Genomic DNA, 22,101 nt, shown 5'->3' on the forward strand with positions numbered 1-22,101 from the left:
ACCTATGAAAACAAAAGCTAGCTTAAACGAACAAGATTATCTGCACAGTTTTATGTCTACAATGACACAAAAATCAGATACAATTATTAATTATGTACTTGCAGTATATTTTCTTCTGGGTATCGGACTTTCTTTTAAATATGATACTTTTGAAATTGGCGTTGGCGTCGGGACATTGAACCTTTTGCTTTATTATTCGGCAAAATTTTTCATGAAAAATTCCAAATTTTACCAATACGTTTTATCTGTTGTTCTGGCTATTTTTATGGCGCAGTACATTTATCAGATGCATGGAATGTTCGAAATGCATTTTACAGTATTCATTGCCAGTACCATTTTGATTATTTATCAGAATTGGAAGCTTCAAATTCCGCTTACTTTATTGGTTGTTCTCCATCATGCTGGATTGGCGTACCTGCAAAACTATATTTATAATGATGCCAACGGCCTTCAGGTGTATTTTTCGCAAGTAAATTTTGATCTCGAAACGTTGATTATTCATACCGTTTTGGCCGCAGTGGTTTTCTTTATGAATGGCTATTGGGCATATTACTTTAAAGAACATAGCGAAAATCATATCTCCAAAATTTCAGACGAATATGAGTTGGAAAACATGAAATTGGCTTCAGCAAAATACAGCTCAATGTCAGCTACAAAAGATTATAATGATTTTATTCATAGAACAACTTTAGACTTAAAACTGCCCGTAAATTCAGTTTTAAAATTAATTGATGTTTCAAAAGGACATACAGACAACGATAAACTGCTTAGTTATCTTGAAATGATGAGAGAAAGCGCCAAAAAAATTGATGATTTAGTCAATGATATTCATGTAAAATCAACAACCAATAGAAACTAGTTTTTTAAAACTAGAATTAAAATCAAGTCCCAAAGAAAACAATATTAATATTTTTTAAACCTGTTGTATGTTTAAGCATGATTTACCCACTGCAGTGCCTACGCTGCATAGTCTTAAAAGAATAATTGAAGATTTTTTGAATGAAAGCATAACATTAGATTCGATTGAAAAAATGGGGATTCAATCTGATTTTGAAATAGAGGTAAAGGAGATTTTTAAAAATTACCGAACGAGTTCGCATGTTTACGATCTTGATTTTCAATACAAAAAGCTAATTCAGATTATGAATGATATTAGACAGCTTAATCTTGCTGTTAATAATGAAATTCCAGAATGGCTTGAAAATGAATTGGAAACAGTTTTTCGTAAAATCAGAAATATTCTACTTGTCTTAGAAATCGAGTCAAATTAAGGTTTATGGATTCATTTTATACGAATTGAATTGTAAATTAATTTAAATGTAAGAGTTATGGATACCAGATTACACCGTCCAACAGCTTCGGATAGAGAAGTGGACTGGAATAAGAATAAAGTGTTGCTTAGTAAAACAGATAAAAAAGGAACCATTTTATATGCCAATGAAGACTTTATAGATGTTTCTGGTTATGATGAATTTGAGCTTGTTGGCCAGCCTCATAATATTGTACGTCATCCCGATATGCCAAAAGTAATTTTTAAATTTTTGTGGGATAGTATTAAATCTAGTGAAAACATTCATGTCATTGTAAAAAACATGGCAAAAACCGGTCGTTATTACTGGGTTGTAACTGATTTTAAAATTGTTGCAGATACAGACGGCGAAATTGTTGGCTTCTTCTGCACTCGAAAATCGGTTCCAAACGATATTATTGTAAAATTTATTGAGCCCTTATACAAGAAACTTTTGCAGATTGAAGAAACCAGCGGTATGCATGCTTCTGAGGAATATCTTGTAGGTTTTCTAGAAGAGAGAAAGAAAACGTACATGGAATATATCGATCACATGATTGCAACCGGAAAGGATGATAAAAATAAAATAAGCAAAGGTTTGTTTAGCGGTCTTTTTGAAAAGAAAAACGAGGCAAAAAAATAACAACTGATTATATACTTCATTGTGTCCGATAAAAATATTCACCCCTTAAATTTGTCCCCCAGCAAAACTAAATCACATGAATGAAAATAAAGGACGCAATGGAGTTTTTTTTTAAAGATGCTAAGGTTCTGAGATACTAAGTTTCTAAGTTTTTAAGTTTGAAAGTTTAAAAGGTCAAAGATTAAGTATTTAACCTTTGACCTTTTTTAGGAAAACTTAGAGTATTAGAATCTTAGCAACTTAGAAGCTTTCTAACTTATATAATTCCAAATATTCTTTTTCTTGGTTAATTCTATAAAGATGTTTCTTAAAACAGCGTGTTCTGGTTTTTGGAGAGCAGAATCTTCTTTTAAGATTTTCATGGCATAATTTCTTGCCAGAGATAAAATATCTCTGTCTTTTACAATATCAGCAATTTGAAGGTTTAAAACGCCACTTTGCTGCGTTCCCATTAAATCGCCGGGACCACGAAGTTTTAAGTCAACTTCGGCAATTTCAAAACCATCGTTGGTTTGCACCATGGTTTCCATTCTAGTTTTGCTATCAGAGCTTAATTTATGTCCGGTCATTAAGATGCAATAACTCTGTTCGGCACCACGACCCACGCGCCCGCGGAGCTGATGCAATTGAGAAAGCCCAAATCGTTCGGCACTTTCTATAATCATTACACTCGCATTTGGCACGTTTACACCAACCTCAATTACAGTTGTTGCCACCATGATATTTGTTTTTCCTTCAGAGAAACGCTTCATTTCAGCATCTTTATCAGCTGGCTTCATTTTTCCGTGAAGAATAGAAATAGAATATTGCGGAAGCGGAAAATCGCGAGAAATACTTTCATAACCGTCCATTAAATCTTTATAATCCATTTTTTCAGACTCCTGAATAAGCGGGTAAACAATATAGATTTGTCTTCCTTTTGCAATTTCATCACGAAGAAATTTCCAGACTTTTAATCTATTCGTATCATAACGATGTACGGTCTGAATTGGTTTTCTTCCAGGAGGTAATTCATCAATAACCGAAATATCCAAATCGCCATATAAACTCATTGCCAGCGTTCTGGGAATAGGAGTAGCGGTCATGACTAAAACGTGTGGCGGAATATCGTTTTTCTTCCACAATTTAGATCTTTGTTCCACTCCAAAACGATGCTGTTCATCAATTACAGCCAAGCCTAAATTCTGAAATTGCACTTTATCTTCCAATAAAGCATGAGTTCCAATCAAAATTTTAAGTTGTCCGCTTTCTAGTTCTTCATGAATAATTTTTCTTTCGGCAGTTTTAGTAGAACCTGTTAAAATTCGAATATTGATATTTAGTGTTTTAGCAAATTCAGATAAACCCAAAAAATGCTGATTGGCCAAGATTTCTGTCGGCGCCATCAAACAAGCCTGAAAACCATTATCAATTGCCAAAAGCATACTCATAAAAGCCACAATCGTTTTTCCAGAACCCACGTCACCTTGAAGCAAACGATTCATTTGAGCATTACTGCCCATATCTGTCCTAATTTCTTTGATAACTCTTTTTTGAGCATTCGTTAAATTAAAAGGCAAATGATTTTTATAAAATTCATTAAAAAGTTCTCCCACTTTGTCAAATGGATGTCCTTTTATTTTATGTTTTCGAATGAGATTCTTTGTAATTAATTGCAGCTGAATAAAGAACAATTCTTCAAATTTTAGTCGGAATTGCGCTTTCGCTAAAATCTCGGCGCTTTTTGGAAAATGAATGTTGAATAATGCAGCGCGTTTCGGAATCAGTTTTAATTCTTCAATTAAAAACGGCGGAAAAGTTTCTGTAAACAATGCCTGTGTTTCCAAGAAAAGCTGTTCCATCAACTTATTAATGGTACGGTTGGAAATTCCTTTATTAGCCAAAGCTTCTGTCGAAGGATAAACGGGCTGCATAGCCGAACGTAAACTTCTTTCGTGTTCGCTTAACAATTCAATTTCGGGATGCGCCATACTAAATTGGCTTCCATACAATGAACATTTTCCAAAAATAACCAAAGGTTCGTTCAGTTTTAAACTTTCACGAATCCATTTATGGCCTTGAAACCAATTCAAATCAATTTGCCCAGTATCGTCAACAAAAGTTGCTACGAGACGCTTTTTGTTTTTGGCAAATTCAACGGTTTTAATATTGATTATTTTTCCAATAATCTGGACTTCAGAACCCGTATTCTGCAATTCATTAATCTTGTAATAACGCGTTCTGTCAATATATCGATTCGGAAAAAGATTGACTAAATCTCCATATTTATGAATGCCCAATTCCTTACGAAGCAGCTGGCCACGGCTCGGACCAACACCTTTTAAGTATTCAATTGGAGTTTCTAGAAGATTATTAGACATTAATTTATTTTAGATTTTAGATTGCTGATTTTAGATTTGGTTTCTATCCTGAAAATTCGGGACGGAATTGGAATTTGGAATTTATTTAATTGGAATTTTATTAAGAAGCGAAGATAGATTTTAATTGGGAATTTTAAAAATGATTTGTTGTTTTCAAGTGTTTGAATATTAACTTATCGTTAAGTTGTAATGTTTAGACGCAACTGTTTTAAGAAAGGAAAATCTTAATAATAATTAACTCATTAAAAACTATAAAAATGAAAAAAATTGGACTTTTGATTGCAATGTTTGTTTCTTTAATTTCTTGTTCTAACGACGATTCAAGCGACAAGGCAGATGCAGCCGTTACAGATTATTACGGGAAGTGGATACAGTATACCGAGGCTAAGTTTTCAAACGCCCCTTCTTCAAAACAGTATTCTTATGTATTTAATAAAGACAATACATTTTCAAAAAGGAGAGTTTATGAAAATATTGATGTAACACTTACAGGAACTTTTGAGATTATAAGCAAAGAAAATCTAACTCGTTTTATATTAACTTATAAAGAGAAAAAGGAGAATTCATTCATTTCAAACTGTACAGGCAGTTTGATAGAAAGTTTTACTCTGAACAAGTCAGGACATCTGCTAGATGATGCTCGCGCATGTGACGGCAGTTTTGTATTTAAGAAAGCAAATTAAAATTGAAATAAGTAAAAGCTGTAAAACTCTGTTGGGAAACTAACAGAGTTTTTTATTTTTATCGTCAGTATAATTTTAATAAAAAAGATTATTAGATTTGTTAAAACATTTAAATTATAAGCCTCAAATTATGATTAAAGAAGAAAAAGTTCCTTTTGAAACTATGGTGTTTTCTGGTATTACATTCAAAGTAATTAACCGACACGAAGCCAACAATATTATAGGAGATCTTATCGATTTCAAGAATCAGAAAATTTATAATGTTTTTGAAGATACTTGGCGTTTTCCTGATTACGAAGAAAATCCGATATTTCTATTAGCAGAAGATGATGTAGAAATGGACTTGTTTGAGATGGATTTTAGTACCGAAGAACATCCGGATATTTTCATTTTAGGATTTATTTTCAAAGGAAATCTAACAGTTGCAAAGCTTATCAGTTCTTTTGATACGGATAATTCTCCGGCTTTAATTGTTTTAGGAAAGACAACAACAGTCAATATCAATTTGTTTGGAAGCGTTCATTATTTGGGCGGAGGCTTACAGTGCGATACGCTTGCGGGAGAATATAATCACGGAGAACTTTTTGTAAAAGGTGATCTTATAGCTTGGCTAATTTATACAGATGATATGCTGTTTCATTTTGAACGTTTTACAGATGTTCAGGCGATCATAAGTTCGGGCAGACCCGACGTTTTGATTTGCAGTAATGTGCAAGACACTGACGGATCTATTATAACTGTCGAGAATTATCTGCCTTCAACACACAAACTGTCAGATATTGTAGACGATGCTTTTGTAGAACTTTCTAGTTATGGAAGCGAAATATTGGGCAATAACTATTTGGATATTTTTAAAGAAGGACTTTCAATCTTAGATTACGATAAAAAAGAGCAGTATTCGTATGCAGATTTCCGTAATCAGTTTATCAATATGGTCGAAGTTTTATCTGAAAATGAAGAATTGAAAGAAAACGGAAAAATCGTTAGACATATTTCTGGAACCACTTATTTGTTTATTCCTTTTGATTATGAAGGAAAAAAATACAGCCAGATTTCTGAAGAAATTTCAAATGGTTTTAATATCCGAATGCGTGCTTTGTGGTGTCATGAAGATGAAGAAATTATGATTATTCTGGAATATCTTGATGAAAACGGAGATCCAAAATACCAATGGATGAATGACGAAAATGCTCCCGGAATTGAGTTTTTCTGCGTAAAAAATGCTGTCCTTAAAACATTTGAAATATTGATGGCTCCAGAAGCCGAAGAAGAAGATGACGAAGAGGATGAAACAGAATATGCAGATTATGACGGCAGTTTTTCATTGGAAGAATTTGCAGTTCAATTTGGCAGCTATAAATTACCTGAAGATTTAGTGAAATTGTATGAGTTCGAGCAAGAACATGGAGTAGAATCTTATTCGGAATGTTTTGGACTTACTATAACTGAAGAGAAAACAGGAATAAAAACATGGTCTGAAGAAGAGGAATTTTACAATAGTTTTATCGAATTTGCAGGCGCAAACGGATCTGGAAGTTCATATGCGTATTGGCTTATAGATAAAGATTTGAATAATTGTCCGATTGTTGTTTTTGGCGATGAAGGTGGTGTTCACGTTGTAGCAGAAAGCACTCGTAAACTAATTCAGCTTCTGACATTAGACACTGAAATTTCTGTTGATTTTGATTCTGCTTATTTTTATAAAGATGAAGAATATTATGAGGAAAGCGAAAATAAAGAAGAGTTTCAAAAATGGGTTAAAGAACAGTTTGGTTTTGATGCTATAGAATCAAATGAAGAAGCAGACGAAATTGTAGCACAAGCAAAAAGAAAATACAAGCAAAAGTTCAATGATTTCTTAGTGAAATTTGATATTGAAATTAGTGAAGAAGATGATGACGAATAGTTTTTTATCTTTGACTTAAATTAGAAAAAATGAAAACACATTTAGCGCTTTTACGCGGAATCAACGTTTCTGGGCATAACATGATGAAAATGGAAGCTTTGAAAGCGATGCTGGAAAATATTGGTTTTCAGAATGTTAGAACGTATCTGCAATCTGGAAATGTCTTTGTAGACAGCGAAGAAGAAGCTTCTAAAGTTGGTTTTATGATCAAACAAGAAATATTTAAAGTTTTTGGACACGAAGTTCCTGTTGTGATGATTGCCAAAGAGAACTTAGAATCTTGTTTTGCCAATAATCCGTTTTTAAAAGAGAAAGATATTGATACCAAAAAGCTTTATGTGGCTTTTGTTTCAATGAATTTAAAAAAGGAAAGTATAAACGATTTGAAAATCAGTCAGTTTAAACCAGACGAAGCCAGTATCGATGAAAACAGGATTTTTATTAAATATGCCGTTGGTGCTGGAAAAACACGTTTTGATCAAAAATATATCGAGAAAAAATTAAATGTAACAGCAACAATTCGAAACTGGAATACCGTTACGAACTTGCTTAAAATGTATGAAGAATAATGAAAAAGTACTTTTTTATAGTTTTTGTTTTTGCAATGAGTTTAAATGCTGCAGTTTATGCTCAGAACGCCAAAACAGCTCCAGAAGATTTTAATGTCTTTTTTAAGAAATTTAATGAAGATCAGAAATTTCAAATTAGCAGAGTTATTTTTCCTTTAAAGTATAAAATGAATAATGATGATTTTGAATTAGCGGATTATACAATGCCAAAAGAAAATTATAAATCCCTTAATTTGAATAGAAAATCGGATGAGAAATATTTAAAGCGCGCCTTGGTGGTAAAGAAAAATAAAGTCACACTTCAAGAACGAGGACTTGATAGCGGAATTTATATTGATTACATTTTTGAACTAAAAGATAACAAATGGTTCTTAAAAACTTGGGTTGACCAATCTACTTAAGATCAATCACGAAGCCATTTTTGCATAGCCGGAAAAGGAGATTTATTTTCTTTTTCGGCTTTTTCATTTCCAAGACATAATCCCATCCATTCCAGAAGAGGTAATCCCATATAATTTTCAGATTCGAAGTTCGAAATAAACCAGTCAGAATGACCTTTGTATCCGTTTGGATGAAATACAAATTCAGCAGGAAATTGTAAATGATGCAACGCGGCATACGACCATAAAATAGCAGCAATTTCGTCGCCTTGAGTCGGCCAATCTTTAGAAATTTGTGTAGAACCAACCAATTCTCTTTCTGAAGGAATTGTTACTGCAAGATGTCCAGCTTCATGTAAAATATCGCCAGGATATAATAGTTTACTATAATCGATATAAATGCAATTGGGCCCTAAATCTAAACCTGGCAAAAAGGTTGCTTCAAGCTCTTTTTCAATAATTTCAATACCAATTTCATTCAAAAAGAATAGTACTTTTTTTACTTCATCATTTTCTTTTAAAGCCATATTAGTTTGTTTTTAAAATAGTCTTCTTGATGTAAATAGTGTCTGCATTATGAAAAGCTCCTTTTTTCATTCCACCGCCAAAAGGCTGTATAAATTGAATGTTTTGAGATTCGTAACCTTCTTTTTTAATCGCTTCATTTACAGCTAAAGTTGGCGCCTCGAAACCAAAAAATGTAAATTGGCGATAACGCTTCTCTGCTAATGTAAAGTAACCGTTTGTTTGACTTAAAGTCTCTCCAACAGTACAATTTCCTATAGGTTGTTTCGTTTCTGCATCGTAAATATAGCCGGTAATTTGAGGCCTTTTGCATCTGTTAACCAAACAACTTTGCAAAGAGAAAGAAATAAGAACTAGAAATATAAATTTATAAAAAAACTTCATTTACTTTTTAATTAAATCACAATACCAAAATCCAAAATCAAAAGCAGTTTCATCATTGGTATCGCAAGCTGTGTTTGACGAATCTTTCTTTTCTGGTTTTTCATATTTTCGATAAACAATTTCGCCAATTTCAAAATCAATTGGTTTAGAAAATATTGGCCCGTCAAAAGTAAAAGTATGAAATTCACCGTTTTCACCACAAACATCTACATTTTTAGGTAAGTCATTTATGAAATCCTGATCGATAACTCTACCAACAAAACTTTTGTCTAAATATTTTTCGTTTACACAAACCACAATTGTTTTGAATCCCAATGCAATAAACTCGTGAATTAAATCTTGAGTTGGAATTTTCCAGATTGGAAAAACACCTTTTAAGCCAATTTTTGCCAACTGATTTTCGCGATATTGACGTAAATCTTCCAGAAAAATATCTCCAAAAATAGAATGTGTTATTCCGTTTTCTTTTAATTCGGTTAAGACTTCAGTCATCACTTTTTCATAAACTTCCATAGTTGGCATTTCTGGAACTTCAAGAATTTTTAACGGAATTCCGATGCTTTGCGCTTGTTCCTGTAATAGTTCAACGCGAATTCCGTGCATCGAAATGCGCTGATACTGCTGGTTTACACTTGTTAGCAAATATTCTATCTGAAAATCAGTATTTTGAAGTGTTTTGTATAAGGCTAGAGCAGAATCTTTACCGCTGCTCCAGTTAAATAAGGCTTTTTGAGGTATAGACACGATTTGCGGTTTTATATGGTAAACTTACAAATTTCATTCTACTTGTAAAGGAAACCTTTTGTAACTTTGGGTTTTCGCCTTCAAATTTGTTTCAATGAAATACATTTTTTTATTATTCACTGGTTTTCTTTTTGCACAACAAACGCAATACGTCGATTTTAAATCTGTTTCAGGACAATTGTCTTTAAATTCAAAAGAAAAAACAGTTTCGGGTGCTGTCGATTTTCAATTTGAGGTTTTAAAGGATTGTGATACGATTTCGATTGACGCTAAAAACATGGAATTCTCGAATGTGAAAATCAACGAGAAAGAAATCATTTTCATTAATACAACCAAACAATTAAAATTGGTTTTTCCATTTAAAAAAGGAGAAAATCGTCTAACTTTTAATTATTCAACAAAACCAAAACAAGCCTTGTATTTTGTGGATATGGAAAATGACGAAGTACAAATCTGGACACAAGGGCAGGGAAGATACACGAGCAATTGGTTTCCGAGTTTTGACGATGTGAATGAAAAATTGATTTTTAATCTAGGCATTTCTTACGATAAAGACTATCAAGTAGTTTCAAACGGGGTTTTAAAAGAAAAAACAGCTAACGGAAATCTAAATCACTGGCAATATCAGATGGAGAAGCCAATGAGTTCGTATTTGTTAATGCTGGCAATCGGAAAATATGATAAAAAAGAGTTTAAATCTAAAAGCAGAATACCTTTAGAATATTATTACGAGCCTAAAGATGCAGATCGTTTTGAACCCACTTATCGTTATTCAAAACGAATTTTTGATTTTCTGGAAAAAGAAATTGGCGTAAAATATCCTTGGAAGATTAACAGACAGATTCCTGTTAGAGACTTTTTGTATGCTGGAATGGAGAATACAACTTCAACTCTTTTTGCAACACGATATGTAGTAGATTCAACAGGTTTTTGCGATCGAAATTATACCAATGTAGATGCGCATGAATTGGCGCATCATTGGTTTGGAGATTTGATTACAGCTGAAAGTAGTACGCACCATTGGCTTCAGGAAGGATTTGCAACATACTTTGCCTTGCTTGCTGAAAAAGATATTTACGGAGAAGATTACTTTTATTCTAAATTATACGATACGGCACAGCAGATAAAATTTGCTTCTCGCACCGATACTATTCCAGTTTTAAATCCAAAAGCAAGTTCGCTGACATTTTACGAAAAAGGAGCTTGGGCGTTATTCGTTTTGCATGAATCTATTGGAGATAAGGCGTTTAAAAAAGCAATTAAAAGTTATTTAAATAAATACGCTTATCAAACCGTAAACACACAGAATTTTTTCGACGAGATAAAAAAAGTATCTGATTTCGATTTGGATAAATTTCAAAAAACTTGGCTGGAATCAACTGCTTTTGATACGCCGACTGCAAATGCTTTATTAAGTAAAAACGAAGCAATCCAAAAAAGATTGGAAATCGATAAATTGAAAAAAACGCCATTAGGAGAGAAAACAGATATCTTGAAAAACGTTTTAGAATCAGATGTTTACCAATCTGTAAAAGAAGCGGTTGTTGATCAGTTGGAAAATGAAAAATACGAAGACAAAAAGTCGCTTTTGCTTTTAGCAATGCAAACCAATAATATTAAAGTCCGTCAAAATCTTGCTGGATCTTTAACCAAAGTTCCAGAAGATTTTAGAGCAAATTATGAAACACTTTTAGATGATAAATCCTATCAGACACAAGAAGCAGCACTGTATTGGTTGTGGAGAAATTTCCCCAATCATAGAACAGGATATTTGGATAAATCTAAAAATTGGATTGGTTTTAATGATTATAATCTAAGAACGTTGTGGCTTTCTCTTGCTTTGTCAACACCAAACTATAGTAATGATCCAGATTCTTTAGTAAATGAGTTGATTGCGTTTTCGTCTACCAAATATGAAGCTACAACACGACAAAATGCTTTAGAAAAGTTAATAGCCTTCAAAATTATTAACGATCAGGTTTTGAGTAATTTAGTTGGCGCTACTACACACCATATGTGGCAGTTTTCAAAATTTGGAAGAGACACAATTAGACTTCTGCTAAAAAATCCTGAAATGCGTGCTTCATTTAATAGAATTTTACCTAATTTGACACCCGATGAGCAATTCCAGTTGAATCGTTTGTTGAAAGAGCTTTAGAGAATAGAGAATAGAAAATAGAAAAATAGATTGAGTAGAAGTCTTTTTTCTATATTCTATATTCTTTCAGCTTAAATAAAATCCAAAAACAAAACCTATATTACAATTTATGAGAGCATTGGTTATTTCAGGTGGTGGCAGTAAAGGCGCATTTGCCGGCGGTGTTGCCCAGTATCTAATAGAAGAAAAGAAACATGAATACGATTTATTTATAGGAACTTCTACTGGAAGTTTATTGATTCCGCATTTAGCTCTCGGTCATATCAAAAAAATACATTCTGTATACACCAATGTTACCATGTCAAGTATCTTCAATATTTGCCCATTTGTGGTGAAATCCAAAGATGGAGTTGACATTGTGACAATTAATCACTTTAATGTATTACGTCAGTTTTTTAAAGGAAAACGAACTTTTGGAGAAAGTAAAGGGTTGAAAAAGTATATTCAGAATAATTTTTCTCTTTCTGATTTTAATAAACTCAAAAAATTAAAAACCGACGTTATCGTTACGGTAACCAATTTTACTAAAAACGAATCAGAATATAAATCGGTAAAAGACTGTACGTACGAAGAATTTTGCGAGTGGTCTTGGATATCGAGTAATTATGTTCCTTTTATGAGTTTGGTTGAAAAAAATAACTGCGAATATGGTGATGGTGGATTTTCAAGCTTAGTTCCAATACGTGAAGCAATTAACAGAGGAGCTACAGAAATAGACGTAATTGTGCTTGAAACGGAGGTTAATACAACTAAAACAGTAATCGGGAAGAATCCGTTTTCATTAATGATCGATTTGTTCCGAATTGCCTTAGATCAGGTTGAAAAACATGATATTGCTATAGGAAAACTTATGGCAAATAATAAGAATGTAAAACTAAATTTATATTACACTCCCATAAAATTAACCGATAATGCCTTGATTTTTAATAAAGAGGTAATGAAAGAATGGTGGGAACAAGGTTATGAGTACGCTCAGAATAAGTCTGAAGTAATGAGCGACAATAAGATATTTATTTAAGATTGTAGATTTTAGATTTAAGAGTTCAGATTTAGAAAAACCAACCTAAAATCTAAAATCTACAATCTTAAATATTTTTAATACCAAAGTTCTGCAACTTCACTTTTAATGAAACTTAAAGCGGCATTACTTGGAGATTGTTTTTCTAGTAAATCATTCAAGATTACTTCACGAAGTTTATCAGCATTTTCAACTTTATCGCTCATGGCAGCTTTACGAATCATTTGGATTGTTGCATTTTTTGCAGTTATAATGATTGTCCAGCAGTCTTCTGACATATAAATCTGCTGTGTTAAATTGTGCTCGAATTCTTGTTCAATTTGGTCAATTACATAATTTTCGTAATCATGTTTATTTTGAGAAATAGGAGAAACTCTGATTAATAATTTGGTCAAGTTGATACGCTCCAAAAATAAAGTCATACGCTCGTAAGCCTGTAAACGTAGTGGCAACGACTCTTTGTGTGCTTGTTTGTTTAATAAAAAAGCACGTTTTCTGTCATTGTTTTTAATATGTAACTCAAAAAAACGATAAGCTACAACTCCTGTAACTAAGGCTGGTAAAGTATAACTCGCAAGTTCTATTATTTTGTTGAAATCCATTTGAATAATTTTTAAGCAAAAATATACTTTTTGATCAAAAATCAACTTTAAATTTATGGTAATAAACAAAAAGGAAGATGTACTTTTGCAACTTGTTTTTTATTGAGACCAAAATATATTTTTAATGGATTCATACTTAATACTTTTTCTTTGTTTGGCGGCGTTTGCTGCAGGATTTATTGATGCAATTGTAGGCGGCGGCGGATTAATCCAAACACCAATGGGATTAATTTTATTACCAAATCTTCCTGTTTCGACTGTAGTTGGAACCTTGAAAATTCCAGCATTTAGCGGAACTGCTTTTGCCGCTTTTCAATATTTAAAGAAAGTAGTGATTCAGTGGAAACTGTTAATTATTATGATGTGTTTGGCGGTTCCGTCGGCATTTTTAGGATCTACAATTTTGACCATGGTAAGCAATGATTTTATGAAACCGCTTTTGTTGGTGGTTTTATCGTTGTTATTTGTATATACTTATGCCAAGAAAAATTTCGGACAGCATGTTGCTAAAGACCATTCGATGACAACCCAAATATTTTATGCTGTTGTTATTAGTATAATTGTTGGATTTTACGACGGATTTATCGGACCTGGAACTGGAAGTTTCTTTGTTGTAGCTTTTATTGCTCTTTTAGGATTCGATTTTCTTCACGCTTCTGCGAATGCTAAAATGGTAAATTTAGCAACCAATTTCGGTTCGATTTGCCTATTTATGATTAAAGGAAAAATCATCTGGAGCATTGCAATTCCGATGGCAATTAGCAATGGATTGGGAGGTTGGCTCGGAGCAAAACTAGCCATCAACAAAGGAAACGGATTTATTAGAATTTTCTTTTTGATAGTTGTTGTGGGTACTTTGATTCGATTTGCTTATGATGTGTTTTTTAAGTAAGATTCTAAGATTCTGAGTTGCTAAGGTTCTAAGATGCTTAGTTTTCTATTTTTTGAACTTATAGTTAAAGTTGTTTTTTGTAACTATAAATTGACTATTTTTGTATCATATTTTGAGAATTTAATTTACGAAAAATGATAGAAATAGTTGAAAATTATGAGAATTACATTAATTCGTTGCCCGAACTAATAGATAAATCTTATTACAAAACAGAGTTTTTTATTCAAAAACTAGGATTAAAACACGCAACTTATTATAGAAAATTGAAATCTAATAGTTTTACACATCAAGAAGTAAAGCTAATTACTTCTTTACTATTTCCCGAAGAAATTTTAATGCAGGAATTACAAAAAAGTCAAGAAGATATAAAAGCTGGAAGAACAGTAGATTTTGAAGATTTTAAACAAAAATTAAGAGCTAAGTATAATATCTAATTCCAAGGGATTTCTTTTATTGTCCCAGAATAGAGCAATATAAATTGTTTTTTCTTCTATTAAATAGAATAAAAATACTTGATTTGATATTGGAAATTTTCTATAAGAAGTTTTTTTATATTTAGAACCTATGAAATTATTCTGAATAATTACTTCTATTGTGGAGATGGTTTGATTTGAAAACTTAGCAGCTTTTTGATCACTATAGTTACTAATAATTTGCGAAAATGTCTTTTCGGCATTTTCTGTTAATTTTACTTTCATTTGCTTTTACATAAGTTGCAAATATAAAAATAATTTTAAAGAATTTTCTTTCAAAAAAAATCAACAACAATTGCTTGGATTTTAGCCCCGATTGAGGCGGTATCCTCGTAGCGGAGCGGAGAGATAAAGCCGAAAGCGGGAAACCATGTCTAATAAAATGCCATTTGTTTGGCTTCAAAAAAAAACTTAGCATCTTAGAATCTTAGGAACTTAGAACCTTCCAAAAGCATCTTAGGAACTTTCTTTTTTAATTCTTATTTTTGCATAAAAGGAGAAAATTACATGCAGAAATATATTGACCAGCTCAACGAAGCGCAGAGAGCGCCTGTTTTAAAGAAAGACGGGCCAATGATTATTATTGCTGGTGCAGGTTCGGGAAAAACACGTGTTTTAACAATTAGAATTGCGTATTTGATGGCTCAAGGTATTGATGCCTTCAATATTTTGTCGCTTACTTTTACCAATAAAGCAGCCCGCGAGATGAAACACAGGATCTCGGATATTGTGGGAGCGAGCGAAGCAAAGAACCTTTGGATGGGAACTTTCCACTCTATTTTTGCTCGTATTCTGCGTGCCGAATCAGATCACTTGGGGTATCCTTCAAATTTTACCATTTATGATTCTCAGGATTCGGCTAGACTGATTTCTTCTATTATAAAAGAAATGCAGCTGGATCGCGATGTTTACAAACCAAAACAAGTTTTAGGACGTATATCTAATTATAAAAATAGTTTAATTACGGTTAAAGCTTATTTTAACAATCCAGAATTGGTCGAGGCCGATGCAATGGCTAAAAGACCGAGATTAGGAGAGATTTATCAGCAATATGTTGATCGCTGTTTTAAGGCTGGTGCAATGGATTTCGATGATTTGTTGTTGAAAACCAACGAATTATTGACTCGTTTTCCTGAGGTTTTAGCTAAATACCAAGATCGTTTCCGTTATATTTTGGTTGATGAGTACCAAGATACGAATCACTCTCAATATTTGATTGTTAGAGCTTTATCGGATAGATTTCAGAATATCTGTGTGGTTGGAGATGATGCGCAGAGTATTTATGCTTTCCGTGGTGCGAATATCAATAACATTCTGAATTTCCAGAAAGATTACGAAGGCGTAATTATGTTCCGTTTAGAGCAGAATTACCGTTCAACAAGAAATATTGTAGAAGCGGCAAATACCGTGATGGAACACAATAAAACCAAACTAGATAAAGTGGTTTGGACAGCAAACGAATTTGGACCAAAAATTAAGGTTCATAGAAGTTTGACTGATGCAGAAGAAGGTCGTTTTGTTGCAAGTACGATTTTCGAACAGAAAATGCAAAATCAATTGCATAATGGTGCTTTTGCAATTTTGTATCGTACCAACGCTCAGTCGCGTGCCATGGAGGATGCTTTGAGAAAACGTGATATTCCGTATAGAATTTATGGCGGTTTGTCTTTCTATCAACGTAAAGAGATTAAGGACGTTTTATGTTATTTGCGTCTGGTTCTAAATCCGAAAGACGAAGAAGCTTTGGTTCGTGTAATCAATTATCCAGCACGTGGAATTGGAGATACGACAGTTGAAAAATTAACTATTGCGGCTAATCATTACAAACGTTCGATTTGGGAAGTAATGGTAAATATTGATAAAATCGATTTGAAATTGAATGCTGGTACAAAGAACAAATTGAAAGATTTTGTTACTATGATCCAGAGTTTTCAGGTTATCGATCAGAATCAAGATGCTTTTTATATTACAGATCACGTTGCAAAGAAAACCGGATTGGTTCAGGAATTGAAGAAAGATGCTACTCCTGAAGGAATGGCCAAAATTCAGAATATCGAAGAGCTTTTAAACGGTATTAAAGATTTTACAGAAGGACAAAGAGAAATTGATGGAGCAAGAGGTGCGCTTTCTGAGTTTATGGAAGATGTAGCTTTGGCAACCGATTTGGATAAAGATACAAACGATGATGATCGTGTTGCTTTGATGACAATTCACTTAGCAAAAGGGCTGGAGTTTCCGCATGTATTTGTGGTGGGTATGGAAGAAGATTTGTTTCCAAGTGCTATGAGTATGAGTACAAGAAGTGAATTGGAAGAAGAGCGCCGATTGTTCTATGTAGCGTTAACCCGTGCAGAACATCAAGCGTATTTGACTTATGCCCAGTCTCGTTACCGTTGGGGGAAACTAACGGATAGTGAACCTTCTCGTTTTATTGAAGAAATTGACGGTCAGTTTTTGGAATATTTGACTCCAGCCGAAACAAATTATCGTTATAAGTCTCCAATTGATGGCGATATTTTTGGAGATGTAGATAAATCAAAATTGCGATTGGCAAAACCGGTAGGAGGAACTCCGCCAAAACATATTACAGACAACAATCCAAAGCCTGATTTGAATATTAGAAAACTAAAACCGGTTTCTGGAAATGCGCCAAGTAACGGAAATTCGAATTTATTTGACAGTAAACTAACTGTTGGAAATGTGGTAATGCACGAACGTTTTGGAAAAGGAGAAGTGATGAATCTAGAAGGTGTTGGGCCAGATAGAAAAGCAGAAATTAAATTTGAAGTTGGAGGAATTAAGAAATTGTTGTTAAGATTTGCTAAATTAGATGTCGTAGGATAATAATATTTTTGTTTCAGGTTTCAAGTTTCAGGTTGCTTGACTTTGAGAATAACTGCATAACTTGAAACTTTATATCTGAAACAAAAACTAACAAAAAACAAAATGGCCGAATTTATTAAAATATACCCAGATAAACCTAGTGAAGCTGCTATTGCAAAAGTGGTAAAAGTGCTTCAGAATGGCGGTTTGGTAATTTATCCAACTGATACTGTTTATGGTTTAGGTTGTGATATTACCAATTCGAGAGCGTTGGAAAAAATTGCTAGAATAAAAGGCGTAAAATTAGAGAAGGCGAACTTTTCATTTATTTGCCACGATTTGAGTAATTTATCAGATTATGTAAGGCAGATTAATACGTCAACGTTTAAGATTTTAAAGAGAGCCTTGCCGGGACCATATACTTTTATTTTACCTGGAAATAATAGTTTGCCAAAAGAGTTTAAAAAGAAAACTACAGTTGGTATTCGTGTACCTGATAATAATATCATATTAGAGATTGTTCGCCAGTTAGGAAATCCGGTTGTTTCAACTTCTATTCGAGATGAAGATGATGTAATAGAATATACTACTGATCCAGAATTAATTTTTGAAAAATGGCAGAATATTGTAGATCTTGTAATCGATGGAGGCTATGGAGATAATGTAGGTTCTACAATTATTGATCTTTCTGAACATGAGCCAGTTATCGTAAGGGAAGGTAAGGGAGATATTGATATTTTGTAAAAAAATACACTAAAAGTATAAAAGTAGAGAAATTATGAGTAACTTTATTATGTTAAAATTTAGTTAGTTACTTAAAAATAATGCTATTCTTGATTTATATTTAATTGGTTATTAAAAAAATTAAGGATACATAAAAGCAGGTCATTAGACCTGCTTTTTCTGTATTATAAAGTATGTGAAACTCTAATTATTTTTGTTGTTTCTTCATTTCTTTTTCAATCATATCATAGAATTGATCGATTTTTGGCATAACAACAATACGAGTTCTTCTGTTACGAGCTTTGTTTTCAGCAGAATCGTTTGCAACTAATGGTACATAAGAACTTCTACCTGCAGCAATTAATTTAGCTGGGTTAACACCAAGATCGTTTGTTAATACACGAACGATTGAAGTAGAACGTTTAACACTCAAATCCCAGTTGTCTAAGATAATTCCGTTGCTTTTGTAAGGAACGTCATCAGTGTGTCCTTCAACCATACATTCGAAATCTGGTTTATCGTTTACAACTTTAGCAACTTTTGCTAAAACAGATTTAGCTTTGTCACTTACGTCATAGCTTCCGCTTTTGAATAATAATTTATCAGCGATAGAGATAAATACAACTCCTTTTTCAACATTGATTTCGATGTCTGGATCATTGATTCCAACTGCACCTTTCAAGCTTGTAACTAATGCTAAAGTAACACTGTCTTTTTTAGTTAAAGCATCTTGAAGTCTAGAGATTTTCAAATCTTTTTCTTTTAAACTTTCAAGAGATTTTTCAAGGTTTTCAGCACCTTTAGTAGTTAAGATAGTTAAATCTTTAGAGCTGTTGATTAAATCTTGATTATGTTGTTTGTAGCTTTCAGCTGTAGCAGCCAATCCAGCTTTTTCTTCTAAGCACGTGTTTAATTTTACAGTACAAGAGTTTAACAAATCTTGAGTCTCTTTGTTTTTAGCTTCTAACTCTGCATATTTCTTTTTAGAAACACAAGATGTTAGGGCCATTAATACTGATAGTGCGATAACTATTTTTCTCATAAATTTAATTTTAATTAGACTTGATTACAAATTTAGTTTTTAATATTTTGAATACTGTTAAAGATTTCTTTAAATAAGGTCAATTTCTTGATATAATAAAGGAAAACGATGCTTTTCACCGAATAGTATTGCTGTATTTGAAAATCTTTTCGTTTTTTAAGATATTTTAAAGATAAGCAATAAAATGAAAAATGGGCTTTTAAAATAGCAAAAGTGTGCCCGAATTTACCTTGTGTAAGAAAACGGATACCGGCAATACCATCTAATACCATGCGGAAAAAAATCACAAAAAATAATCCTTTTGAAGGCAGATTTTTAACCAACATTAGTAATGAATTTCTAAAATTTAAATACGTTTTTTTAGGATTTCCTTGTTGTAAAGTTGCGCCGCCAACATGATAAACAACAGATTGGTAATTGTATTTTATAATATGCCCTTCATTTGAAGCTCGCCAGCATAAATCAATTTCTTCTTGATGTGCGAAGAAGCTTTCATCAAAACCTCCCAGTTCATGAAAAACGTTCTTTCTAATAAAAAAACAAGCGCCTGAAGCCCAGAACAATTCTATATTATCATTGTATTGCCCATTGTCTTTTTCAATTGTATCGAATATTCTTCCTCTGCAAAAAGGAAATCCGTATTTATCGATAAAACCACCAGCAGCACCTGCATATTCAAAATATTCCTTGTTTTTAAAGTCAAGAATTTTTGGCTGAATAATAGCAGTTTGATTTTCTTTTTCGAAAATGTCTAGAATGGGTTGAAGCCAATTTTCTGTGACTTCAATATCTGAATTTACTAATGCATATATTTCAGCATCAATATGTTTTAAGGCGTCATTATAACCTTTTGCAAAACCATAATTGCTTGAATTTTTTACAATTTTTACGGTTGGGAAATGTTCTGTAACATACGCAACAGAATTGTCCGTAGAATCATTGTCAGCAACGTAAATTGCTGCTCCTTCTGAAAACTGAATAACAGAGGGTAAAAACTGCTCCAGCAATTTTACTCCGTTCCAATTTAAAATGACAACTGCTATTTTATCCAAAAGTACTTAGTCTTTATTATTTGTTAGTGGTTTTCTTTATAGTCAGGCAGATTTTTTAAAAACTCATATTTCTCGTTTTCAAAATCCATTTGACAATAAAAATGGTTCAGTCCGTTCGTAACATTCAAAAACCGTGCCTGCATTGTCATATTGTAACGTGCAATTTGATCAAAAGTTGCCTGAGAGATTCTAACTTCTGGCGCCTTGCACTCTACTAGTATGTGTATAGAACCATCTGGGTTAAATACAACAACGTCGTATCGTTTTCGTAATCCGTTGACAGTTAAAACTTTCTCGACATTAATAAGTGATTTGGGATATTTTTTTTCATGCATTAAAAAATGAACTACGTGTTGGCGAACCCATTCTTCTGGCGTAAGAATTATAAATTTTTTCCTGATTTCATCAAAAATTGACACTTTATTTTCGCTATTTTTGAATCGGAAAGTATAAGCTGGGAAATTAAGTTTAAGCATAAAGCAAAAATATAAAATAGTTTCAGGTTTCAAATTTAAAGTTTCAAGTTTTGAAACAGAATTTGAAACCTGAAACTTGAAACAAAAGATTGAATGGACGAAGTAGTAAAAATTGTTAATGAAATTAAAGCCGGAGATATTAAACCGATTTATTTTTTAATGGGTGAAGAACCTTATTATATAGATAAATTGTCTGAATATATTGAACAGAATGTATTAGCTGAAGAAGAAAAAGGTTTTAATCAGACAGTTTTATACGGAAGAGATGTATCAATTGATGATATTGTTTCAACGGCCAAGCGCTATCCTATGATGGCTGAACGTCAGGTTGTTATCGTAAAAGAAGCGCAGGATTTATCCAGAACAATTGATAAAATAGAGTCTTATGTAGAAAATCCAATGCAAACAACTGTTTTAGTTTTTTGCTATAAATATAAGACACTAGATAAACGTAAAAAAGTTACTAAGCTATTAGGACAAAAAGGTGTTGTTTACGAAAGTAAAAAATTATACGAAAATCAAGTAGGAGACTGGATTAAACGCGTTTTGGCTGGGAAAAAATATACAATTGATCCGAAAGCCAATGCCATGCTTGTAGAATTTTTAGGTACAGATTTGAGTAAAATCAACAATGAGCTAGAAAAACTACAGATTATTTTACCGCAAGGCACGATGATTACTGCAGAGCATATTGAAGAGAATATTGGTTTTAGTAAAGATTATAATGTATTTGAACTTAGAAAAGCAATCGGAGAACGCAATCAATTGAAAGCTTATAAGATAGCAGAGAATTTTGCTCATAACCCTAAAGAATATCCTTTAGTTATGACTACTGGATTGGTATTTGGATTCTTTGTCCAGCTTTTAAAATACCACGGATTAAAAGATAAAAACCCTAAAAATGTCGCTTCGGCACTTGGAGTTAATCCGTATTTCTTAAAAGAATATGATTTGGCAGTAAAAAATTATCCAATGAGAAAGGTGAGTCAAATTGTTGGAGCCTTACGTGATATTGATGTTAAAAGTAAAGGTGTGGGAGCCAACGCTTTGCCACAATCGGATTTGCTAAAAGAAATGCTCTATAAAATATTTAATTAAGCCATTAAAATTCACGATATTTGCGTTTCTAAAAATTTTACTACTTAAAAATAATTGCACAATTATGGGAATGAATAAAAACACCATTTTAGGATGGGCAACTTTGATAATGGTACTTATGGGGTTGTTGCTTATAGCTCTTGGAATCTTTAGATATAGTGATGTTTCAGGATGGGGATTTGCTGCTGTTGGAGTTGGATTTTTTGCTAATGCTTGGGTATTCAATGCTTTGAAAGGCAGAGTTTAGAATTTTGAGATTTAA

24 protein-coding genes are annotated in these 22,101 nt (G+C 32.7%); 15 read left to right on the top strand and 9 right to left on the bottom strand.

Annotated elements, in window-relative coordinates:
- The first annotated feature begins 4 nt into the window (after nt 1-4).
- The 3 genes from BSF41_RS09400 (at nt 5) to BSF41_RS09410 (ending at nt 1,931) form a co-directional block, all read left to right on the top strand.
- Nucleotides 5-859 (top strand): hypothetical protein, encoded by an 855-nt coding sequence (locus BSF41_RS09400; RefSeq protein ID WP_095929242.1) that lies wholly within the window; start codon nt 5-7, stop codon nt 857-859.
- Nucleotides 860-926: 67 nt separating this feature from the next.
- Nucleotides 927-1,271, top strand: a complete 345-nt coding sequence (locus BSF41_RS09405) for a hypothetical protein (protein ID WP_095929243.1) — start codon at nt 927-929, stop codon at nt 1,269-1,271.
- Between the two features lie 57 nt (nt 1,272-1,328).
- Nucleotides 1,329-1,931 (top strand): PAS domain-containing protein, encoded by a 603-nt coding sequence (locus BSF41_RS09410; RefSeq protein ID WP_095929244.1) that lies wholly within the window; start codon nt 1,329-1,331, stop codon nt 1,929-1,931.
- Nucleotides 1,932-2,182: 251 nt separating this feature from the next.
- Here the strand turns inward: BSF41_RS09410 and recG are convergent, their stop codons facing one another.
- Nucleotides 2,183-4,291: an ATP-dependent DNA helicase RecG gene (gene recG, locus BSF41_RS09415; protein WP_095929245.1), complete on the bottom strand. Its 2,109-nt coding sequence runs from the start codon at nt 4,289-4,291 to the stop codon at nt 2,183-2,185.
- 257 nt (nt 4,292-4,548) lie between these two features.
- On the opposite strand from recG, the gene BSF41_RS09420 reads away from it, so the two are divergent.
- The 4 genes from BSF41_RS09420 to BSF41_RS09435 all read left to right on the top strand — a co-directional run bounded on the left by BSF41_RS09420 (nt 4,549) and on the right by BSF41_RS09435 (nt 7,850).
- Nucleotides 4,549-4,974 (top strand): hypothetical protein, encoded by a 426-nt coding sequence (locus BSF41_RS09420; RefSeq protein WP_095929246.1) that lies wholly within the window; start codon nt 4,549-4,551, stop codon nt 4,972-4,974.
- Nucleotides 4,975-5,104: 130 nt separating this feature from the next.
- Nucleotides 5,105-6,880: a hypothetical protein gene (locus BSF41_RS09425; protein WP_253251795.1), complete on the top strand. Its 1,776-nt coding sequence runs from the start codon at nt 5,105-5,107 to the stop codon at nt 6,878-6,880.
- 29 nt (nt 6,881-6,909) lie between these two features.
- Nucleotides 6,910-7,449 (top strand): DUF1697 domain-containing protein, encoded by a 540-nt coding sequence (locus BSF41_RS09430; RefSeq protein ID WP_095929247.1) that lies wholly within the window; start codon nt 6,910-6,912, stop codon nt 7,447-7,449.
- Nucleotides 7,449-7,850 carry a DUF4348 domain-containing protein gene (locus BSF41_RS09435; protein WP_095929248.1) on the top strand — a complete coding sequence of 134 codons (402 nt, stop codon included), beginning with the start codon at nt 7,449-7,451 and terminating at the stop codon, nt 7,848-7,850. The genes BSF41_RS09430 and BSF41_RS09435 overlap by 1 nt, the downstream gene beginning before the upstream one ends.
- Before the next feature lie 2 nt (nt 7,851-7,852).
- Here the strand turns inward: BSF41_RS09435 and BSF41_RS09440 are convergent, their stop codons facing one another.
- Genes BSF41_RS09440 through BSF41_RS09450 form a run of 3 tightly spaced genes read right to left on the bottom strand, consistent with a single transcriptional unit; the run spans nt 7,853 to nt 9,476 of the window.
- Entirely contained in the window at nt 7,853-8,356 is a 504-nt protein-coding gene (locus tag BSF41_RS09440) for a hypothetical protein (protein ID WP_095929249.1), read from the bottom strand.
- A gap of 1 nt (nt 8,357) precedes the next feature.
- Nucleotides 8,358-8,738: a hypothetical protein gene (locus BSF41_RS09445; protein ID WP_095929250.1), complete on the bottom strand. Its 381-nt coding sequence runs from the start codon at nt 8,736-8,738 to the stop codon at nt 8,358-8,360.
- Nucleotides 8,739-9,476 carry a diphthine--ammonia ligase gene (locus BSF41_RS09450; RefSeq protein WP_095929336.1) on the bottom strand — a complete coding sequence of 246 codons (738 nt, stop codon included), beginning with the start codon at nt 9,474-9,476 and terminating at the stop codon, nt 8,739-8,741.
- Nucleotides 9,477-9,576: 100 nt separating this feature from the next.
- Here BSF41_RS09450 and BSF41_RS09455 point away from each other — a divergent pair, with 100 nt between their 5' ends.
- Together BSF41_RS09455 and BSF41_RS09460 are read left to right on the top strand one after the other, a co-directional pair.
- Entirely contained in the window at nt 9,577-11,640 is a 2,064-nt protein-coding gene (locus BSF41_RS09455; protein ID WP_095929251.1) for a M1 family aminopeptidase, read from the top strand.
- 109 nt (nt 11,641-11,749) lie between these two features.
- Entirely contained in the window at nt 11,750-12,658 is a 909-nt protein-coding gene (locus BSF41_RS09460) for a patatin family protein (protein ID WP_095929252.1), read from the top strand.
- A gap of 77 nt (nt 12,659-12,735) precedes the next feature.
- On the opposite strand, the gene BSF41_RS09465 is transcribed toward BSF41_RS09460, so the two are convergent.
- Entirely contained in the window at nt 12,736-13,260 is a 525-nt protein-coding gene (locus BSF41_RS09465; RefSeq protein WP_095929253.1) for a hypothetical protein, read from the bottom strand.
- Between the two features lie 124 nt (nt 13,261-13,384).
- Between BSF41_RS09465 and BSF41_RS09470 the strand changes: the two genes are divergently transcribed.
- Complete coding sequence (locus tag BSF41_RS09470; protein WP_095929254.1) at nt 13,385-14,152, top strand: TSUP family transporter; 768 nt, start codon at nt 13,385-13,387, stop codon at nt 14,150-14,152.
- Nucleotides 14,153-14,286: 134 nt separating this feature from the next.
- Nucleotides 14,287-14,586 (top strand): hypothetical protein, encoded by a 300-nt coding sequence (locus BSF41_RS09475; protein ID WP_095929255.1) that lies wholly within the window; start codon nt 14,287-14,289, stop codon nt 14,584-14,586.
- Here BSF41_RS09475 and BSF41_RS09480 read toward each other — a convergent pair.
- The gene (locus BSF41_RS09480; RefSeq protein ID WP_095929256.1) at nt 14,563-14,850 is read right to left on the bottom strand and encodes a type II toxin-antitoxin system RelE/ParE family toxin; all 288 of its coding nucleotides are present in this window, start codon (nt 14,848-14,850) and stop codon (nt 14,563-14,565) included. The genes BSF41_RS09475 and BSF41_RS09480 overlap by 24 nt on opposite strands.
- 282 nt (nt 14,851-15,132) lie before the next feature.
- Here BSF41_RS09480 and BSF41_RS09485 point away from each other — a divergent pair, with 282 nt between their 5' ends.
- Nucleotides 15,133-17,469: an ATP-dependent helicase gene (locus BSF41_RS09485; RefSeq protein WP_095929257.1), complete on the top strand. Its 2,337-nt coding sequence runs from the start codon at nt 15,133-15,135 to the stop codon at nt 17,467-17,469.
- Between the two features lie 102 nt (nt 17,470-17,571).
- Nucleotides 17,572-18,192 (top strand): L-threonylcarbamoyladenylate synthase, encoded by a 621-nt coding sequence (locus tag BSF41_RS09490; RefSeq protein ID WP_095929258.1) that lies wholly within the window; start codon nt 17,572-17,574, stop codon nt 18,190-18,192.
- A 187-nt stretch (nt 18,193-18,379) separates the two neighbouring features.
- Here the strand turns inward: BSF41_RS09490 and BSF41_RS09495 are convergent, their stop codons facing one another.
- Genes BSF41_RS09495 through BSF41_RS09505 form a run of 3 tightly spaced genes read right to left on the bottom strand, consistent with a single transcriptional unit; the run spans nt 18,380 to nt 20,741 of the window.
- Nucleotides 18,380-19,213, bottom strand: coding sequence for an OmpA family protein (locus BSF41_RS09495; RefSeq protein ID WP_095929259.1), 834 nt, complete (start codon nt 19,211-19,213; stop codon nt 18,380-18,382).
- A gap of 32 nt (nt 19,214-19,245) precedes the next feature.
- The gene (locus BSF41_RS09500) at nt 19,246-20,265 is read right to left on the bottom strand and encodes a glycosyltransferase (RefSeq protein WP_095929260.1); all 1,020 of its coding nucleotides are present in this window, start codon (nt 20,263-20,265) and stop codon (nt 19,246-19,248) included.
- Nucleotides 20,266-20,288: 23 nt separating this feature from the next.
- A complete protein-coding gene (locus BSF41_RS09505; RefSeq protein WP_095929261.1) occupies nt 20,289-20,741 on the bottom strand; it encodes a type I restriction enzyme HsdR N-terminal domain-containing protein in 453 nt (150 codons plus the stop codon).
- Nucleotides 20,742-20,834: 93 nt separating this feature from the next.
- Here BSF41_RS09505 and holA point away from each other — a divergent pair, with 93 nt between their 5' ends.
- Together holA and BSF41_RS09515 are read left to right on the top strand one after the other, a co-directional pair.
- Complete coding sequence (gene holA, locus BSF41_RS09510) at nt 20,835-21,839, top strand: DNA polymerase III subunit delta (RefSeq protein ID WP_095929262.1); 1,005 nt, start codon at nt 20,835-20,837, stop codon at nt 21,837-21,839.
- A gap of 64 nt (nt 21,840-21,903) precedes the next feature.
- A complete protein-coding gene (locus BSF41_RS09515; RefSeq protein ID WP_095929263.1) occupies nt 21,904-22,086 on the top strand; it encodes a CAL67264 family membrane protein in 183 nt (60 codons plus the stop codon).
- Nucleotides 22,087-22,101: the final 15 nt, after the last annotated feature.

It is taken from the genome of Flavobacterium sp. ACN2 (genome assembly GCF_002303885.1).
Classification (GTDB): Bacteria; Bacteroidota; Bacteroidia; order Flavobacteriales; family Flavobacteriaceae; genus Flavobacterium.

Coding starts and splice junctions, on each gene's coding strand:
- BSF41_RS09400 (WP_095929242.1), top strand. CDS start 5: ATGAAAACAAAAGCTAGCTTAAACGAACAAGATTATCTGCACAGTTTT.
- BSF41_RS09405 (WP_095929243.1), top strand. CDS start 927: ATGTTTAAGCATGATTTACCCACTGCAGTGCCTACGCTGCATAGTCTT.
- BSF41_RS09410 (WP_095929244.1), top strand. CDS start 1,329: ATGGATACCAGATTACACCGTCCAACAGCTTCGGATAGAGAAGTGGAC.
- recG (WP_095929245.1), bottom strand. CDS start 4,291: ATGTCTAATAATCTTCTAGAAACTCCAATTGAATACTTAAAAGGTGTT.
- BSF41_RS09420 (WP_095929246.1), top strand. CDS start 4,549: ATGAAAAAAATTGGACTTTTGATTGCAATGTTTGTTTCTTTAATTTCT.
- BSF41_RS09425 (WP_253251795.1), top strand. CDS start 5,105: ATGATTAAAGAAGAAAAAGTTCCTTTTGAAACTATGGTGTTTTCTGGT.
- BSF41_RS09430 (WP_095929247.1), top strand. CDS start 6,910: ATGAAAACACATTTAGCGCTTTTACGCGGAATCAACGTTTCTGGGCAT.
- BSF41_RS09435 (WP_095929248.1), top strand. CDS start 7,449: ATGAAAAAGTACTTTTTTATAGTTTTTGTTTTTGCAATGAGTTTAAAT.
- BSF41_RS09440 (WP_095929249.1), bottom strand. CDS start 8,356: ATGGCTTTAAAAGAAAATGATGAAGTAAAAAAAGTACTATTCTTTTTG.
- BSF41_RS09445 (WP_095929250.1), bottom strand. CDS start 8,738: ATGAAGTTTTTTTATAAATTTATATTTCTAGTTCTTATTTCTTTCTCT.
- BSF41_RS09455 (WP_095929251.1), top strand. CDS start 9,577: ATGAAATACATTTTTTTATTATTCACTGGTTTTCTTTTTGCACAACAA.
- BSF41_RS09460 (WP_095929252.1), top strand. CDS start 11,750: ATGAGAGCATTGGTTATTTCAGGTGGTGGCAGTAAAGGCGCATTTGCC.
- BSF41_RS09465 (WP_095929253.1), bottom strand. CDS start 13,260: ATGGATTTCAACAAAATAATAGAACTTGCGAGTTATACTTTACCAGCC.
- BSF41_RS09470 (WP_095929254.1), top strand. CDS start 13,385: ATGGATTCATACTTAATACTTTTTCTTTGTTTGGCGGCGTTTGCTGCA.
- BSF41_RS09475 (WP_095929255.1), top strand. CDS start 14,287: ATGATAGAAATAGTTGAAAATTATGAGAATTACATTAATTCGTTGCCC.
- BSF41_RS09480 (WP_095929256.1), bottom strand. CDS start 14,850: ATGAAAGTAAAATTAACAGAAAATGCCGAAAAGACATTTTCGCAAATT.
- BSF41_RS09485 (WP_095929257.1), top strand. CDS start 15,133: ATGCAGAAATATATTGACCAGCTCAACGAAGCGCAGAGAGCGCCTGTT.
- BSF41_RS09490 (WP_095929258.1), top strand. CDS start 17,572: ATGGCCGAATTTATTAAAATATACCCAGATAAACCTAGTGAAGCTGCT.
- BSF41_RS09495 (WP_095929259.1), bottom strand. CDS start 19,213: ATGAGAAAAATAGTTATCGCACTATCAGTATTAATGGCCCTAACATCT.
- BSF41_RS09505 (WP_095929261.1), bottom strand. CDS start 20,741: ATGCTTAAACTTAATTTCCCAGCTTATACTTTCCGATTCAAAAATAGC.
- holA (WP_095929262.1), top strand. CDS start 20,835: ATGGACGAAGTAGTAAAAATTGTTAATGAAATTAAAGCCGGAGATATT.
- BSF41_RS09515 (WP_095929263.1), top strand. CDS start 21,904: ATGGGAATGAATAAAAACACCATTTTAGGATGGGCAACTTTGATAATG.